Here is a 3,458-nt window from a genome sequence, read left to right on the forward strand (position 1 = left end):
TCATCGCAGGATGAACGCACCTTGAAAACTAGAGTTATGGGGTTCTATAGGGGAATGCTCCTATAGGTAAAAGCTCTAAGCGTCAAGTACCAGAGAAACCAATTATTTTAGAGGTTTTGAACTGTATCGTAGGGCATACGAGAACAGGCTTCTGTAAGGTCGCGAAAGTCTGAGGAGAGAACCACCTCTGGGTGGGATTTCGCCAGGAATCTAATTCAAGTGGACTCGTTGAGCCAGAAATTCTCAGCAGTGATGCGAGAAGAATCCACGTCCGTTTACGGCGTGGGGTATGTCAAACTAAAAATTGTCTTAATATTTTAACCCTGTTGATCATGAAATCTCGTTATCGGCTGCGTCTTCAGATCTTTCTTGTCTTTCTTATTGTTGCTCTGACGAGTTTGTCTCCTTGGCTAACCCCTAGCGCCTATGCGGGGATCGATGACGATCGCCTCGATGGTAATATTTTTGTGGTCTATGCGGGTAATGGTTCCCTCGTACCACCGCGTCTAAATTTAGCGGAAACTTTTCAACGGAAAATTCCAGCTATAATCGTCTATTATCTGGATGATAGTAGTGATTGTAAGCGATTTGCGGCGATTGTCTCCCGTTTTCAAGAGTTTTACGGTCGCGCCGCCAGTATTATCCCCGTTACTGTCGATTCTATCCCCTTAAAGTCTTCCTATCGTCCCGATGAACCGGGTTACTATTATCGCGGTGGGGTTCCCCAAACGGTGGTTTTAGACCAACAAGGTAAAGTGGTTTATGATGGTTTGGGCAATGTTAAGTATGAAGATGTGGATGATGTCTTAAGAAAGGTTTTTGATCTTCTGCCTCGATCAGAATCGGTAGAGTTAAAAAGACGCTCTTTTAACGAGTTTAACGCTGAATTGCGCTAGTTACCTCCTTTTTATCCTCAATTGAACCAAAAATAATCATTTAGAGATGCTGTCAGCAGCGTCTCTATCTTGTTTTTAGGAAAAATAAAATTATTTACCTATTGCTTTTATTATCATTTAAGATTTATTTTAACCAATAAATGCTAGGCAATTCAGATTTTATCTGGAGTAACATTTGAAAAATATTTGCAATAGTGCCAGACTGGAAAAAGTTTGCTAACCTAATTATACTGAGAACAATAATCATTCTTATAGGTGTAGGAGACAGCAATGAAAATCAAGCAAAATTTCCTAACAGCAGCGATATTACTGGGTTTTTCTGGTCCGGTACTGGCTAATAGTCTCGAAAACCTCTCTAGTAACCCCATGGCACAGGTAACAAGTGTCAATCAATTGCGGGATGTTTCTCCCACCGCCTGGGCTTTTGAGGCCTTAAGAAGTCTCGTGGAGAGGTATGGTTGTATAGTAGGTTATCCTGACCGCACTTTTCGCGGTGAACGCGCTTTAACTCGTTGGGAATTTGCCGCCGGGTTGAATGCCTGCTTAAATACCCTGGAAAGATTGATTCAAGAAGGAGTAGCGGTATTAAAAGAAGATCTAGACAGAATCAAGCGATTAGTCAAGGAATTCGAGACAGAATTAGCGGCCTTAGGGGCTAGAGTTGATAACTTAGAAAATCGAGTCGCTTTTCTGGAAAATAATCAATTTTCCACCACTACTAAATTAACTGGGGAAGTGGTGATGGCATTATATGGGGTAGCCACAGGAGAAAAAAACGGTGGTGAAGGAATTCCCCAAGTACCAGCTTTTGGTTATCGGGCCCGTTTAGAATTAAATACTAGCTTCACAGGCAAAGATTTACTCTATACCCGTCTAGCAACGGGAAATATTGCTGATTTAGCCGATACTACGGGAACTTTTGAAAGTACCTTAGCCTTTACCCAACCCGATGGTAACGATTTACTACTAGAAGTTTTAAACTACAGTTTCCCCCTAACGGAAAACATCCAACTCTGGTTAGAAGCGACGGGAGGTGCTAAAGATGACTTTACCAATACCCTCAACTTTTTGGATGGAGATGGCGCTAGTGGGGCGCTTTCCGCTTTTGGTACTCGCAATCCCCTTTATTTTGCTCCCGGACAAACTGGACTCGGTTTACAGGGTAATTATGGGGCTTTCCAATTCAGCGCCGGTTATCTTGCCGGGGATGCTAACGATCCTAACCCGGGAGCGGGTTTATTTAACGGTTCCTATACTGCCCTAGGGCAGCTGGGTTATGTTCCAAACGATAATTTTGGCATTGCTTTATCCTACTTTCATGGTTATAACCAATTAGACACGGGAACGGGAAGTCAGCGCTCGAATTTCCGATTTTTCACCGAAGAACTATTCGGGGAGGCTGTCCCGACCATTAATAATAGTTTGGGTTTACAATTTACTTGGCGAATTGTCGATGGTTTTGTCCTCGGTGGTTGGGGTGGTTACACAAAAGCTATCACCCTTAGCACCTTAGATGGACAACTAGAACGCGGGGATTTAGATATCTGGAATTGGGCGGTAACTTTGGCTTTTCCTGATTTATTTAAGGAAGGAAATACGGCCGGTATTATTGTTGGTATGCAGCCTTGGGTATCTAGTTCTAGTATTAGATTAAATGATGGCAGTTCCACTAATGATCCCGATACTTCCTTTCATATCGAAGGATTTTATGAGTGGAAACTCACCGATAATATTGCCCTTACTCCGGGGGTAATCGTGATTACTTCTCCTAACTCAAATAACAACAATTCCACCTTAGTTATCGGTACTATCCGCACGACTTTTACTTTCTGATTTTTCTAGGCAGCCGGTCAGAAATAAAGATAAAGTATGACGGGATTTGACATCATCTCTCGACAACCGGCTGCTGTTCCTGCGTTTCGCACTCTCAACTAACTAAATTAAGGGGGCATTTATGGTATTTTTAGAAGCAATTTAGCCAACTTTTGTGGTTTACTTTTTCGGTGGATTTATACTAAATCTGGTTATTAAAGACTGATTATTTATTCCCCTTTTTGCATGAGTGCATGAGTAGAAAAAGGGTTTCTCGGAGAAACCCTTTTTCTATGCGTTACTCAACGGATTTAGTATTAGAGGGTTTTAGTTGGTGCTTGAGGGTTGAAGCTGCGCCAGAGCCGAAGATGATGATACTCAAACTGTTATTTTTTGTACTGTAGATTTTGTGGTTATTTCCTTAGGATGTCTGAACAATTGACCTTCATTTTGGTAGAAAACTTCATAATCCGGGGCCAGTTCAAGACGTAACTGTTTCCATAAACTAATTCCTTCTTGTTTAAAATCCATTTCAGCTTGCTGATTAGGAAAATCTGATAAAGGTGGATAGTCTTGATTTAAAGTCTTATCGTAAGTATCCTGCCATGCGTTTAAACGCTGAATAGTTGCTTGACTTAATGGCAATTCTTCAGGAGCAATGTTATCAATTTCATCTACTCCCCAAAGTGGGTAACTTCCATAATCTGCCCAAAGTTTGATTCTGATTGCCATAACTATCATTCCTGAATA

3 protein-coding genes are annotated in these 3,458 nt (G+C 41.6%); 2 read left to right on the plus strand and 1 reads right to left on the minus strand.

Translation table 11 applies throughout. The annotated features are described in order from the left end of the window. Positions 1-332 precede the first annotated feature (332 nt). Both ACE1AQ_RS11580 and ACE1AQ_RS11585 read left to right on the plus strand, forming a co-directional pair. The gene (locus ACE1AQ_RS11580; RefSeq protein ID WP_039899801.1) at positions 333-896 is read left to right on the plus strand and encodes a thylakoid membrane photosystem I accumulation factor; all 564 of its coding nucleotides are present in this window, start codon (positions 333-335) and stop codon (positions 894-896) included. 270 nt (positions 897-1,166) lie between these two features. Next, a complete protein-coding gene (locus tag ACE1AQ_RS11585; RefSeq protein ID WP_008199860.1) occupies positions 1,167-2,729 on the plus strand; it encodes an iron uptake porin in 1,563 nt (520 codons plus the stop codon). Positions 2,730-3,086: 357 nt separating this feature from the next. On the opposite strand, the gene ACE1AQ_RS11590 is transcribed toward ACE1AQ_RS11585, so the two are convergent. Further along, the gene (locus ACE1AQ_RS11590) at positions 3,087-3,440 is read right to left on the minus strand and encodes a hypothetical protein (protein WP_036402756.1); all 354 of its coding nucleotides are present in this window, start codon (positions 3,438-3,440) and stop codon (positions 3,087-3,089) included. Between the last annotated feature and the right edge of the window lie 18 nt (positions 3,441-3,458).

The sequence above is a fragment of the Microcystis sp. BLCC-F209 genome (assembly GCF_041928595.1).
GTDB lineage: Bacteria > Cyanobacteriota > Cyanobacteriia > Cyanobacteriales > Microcystaceae > Microcystis.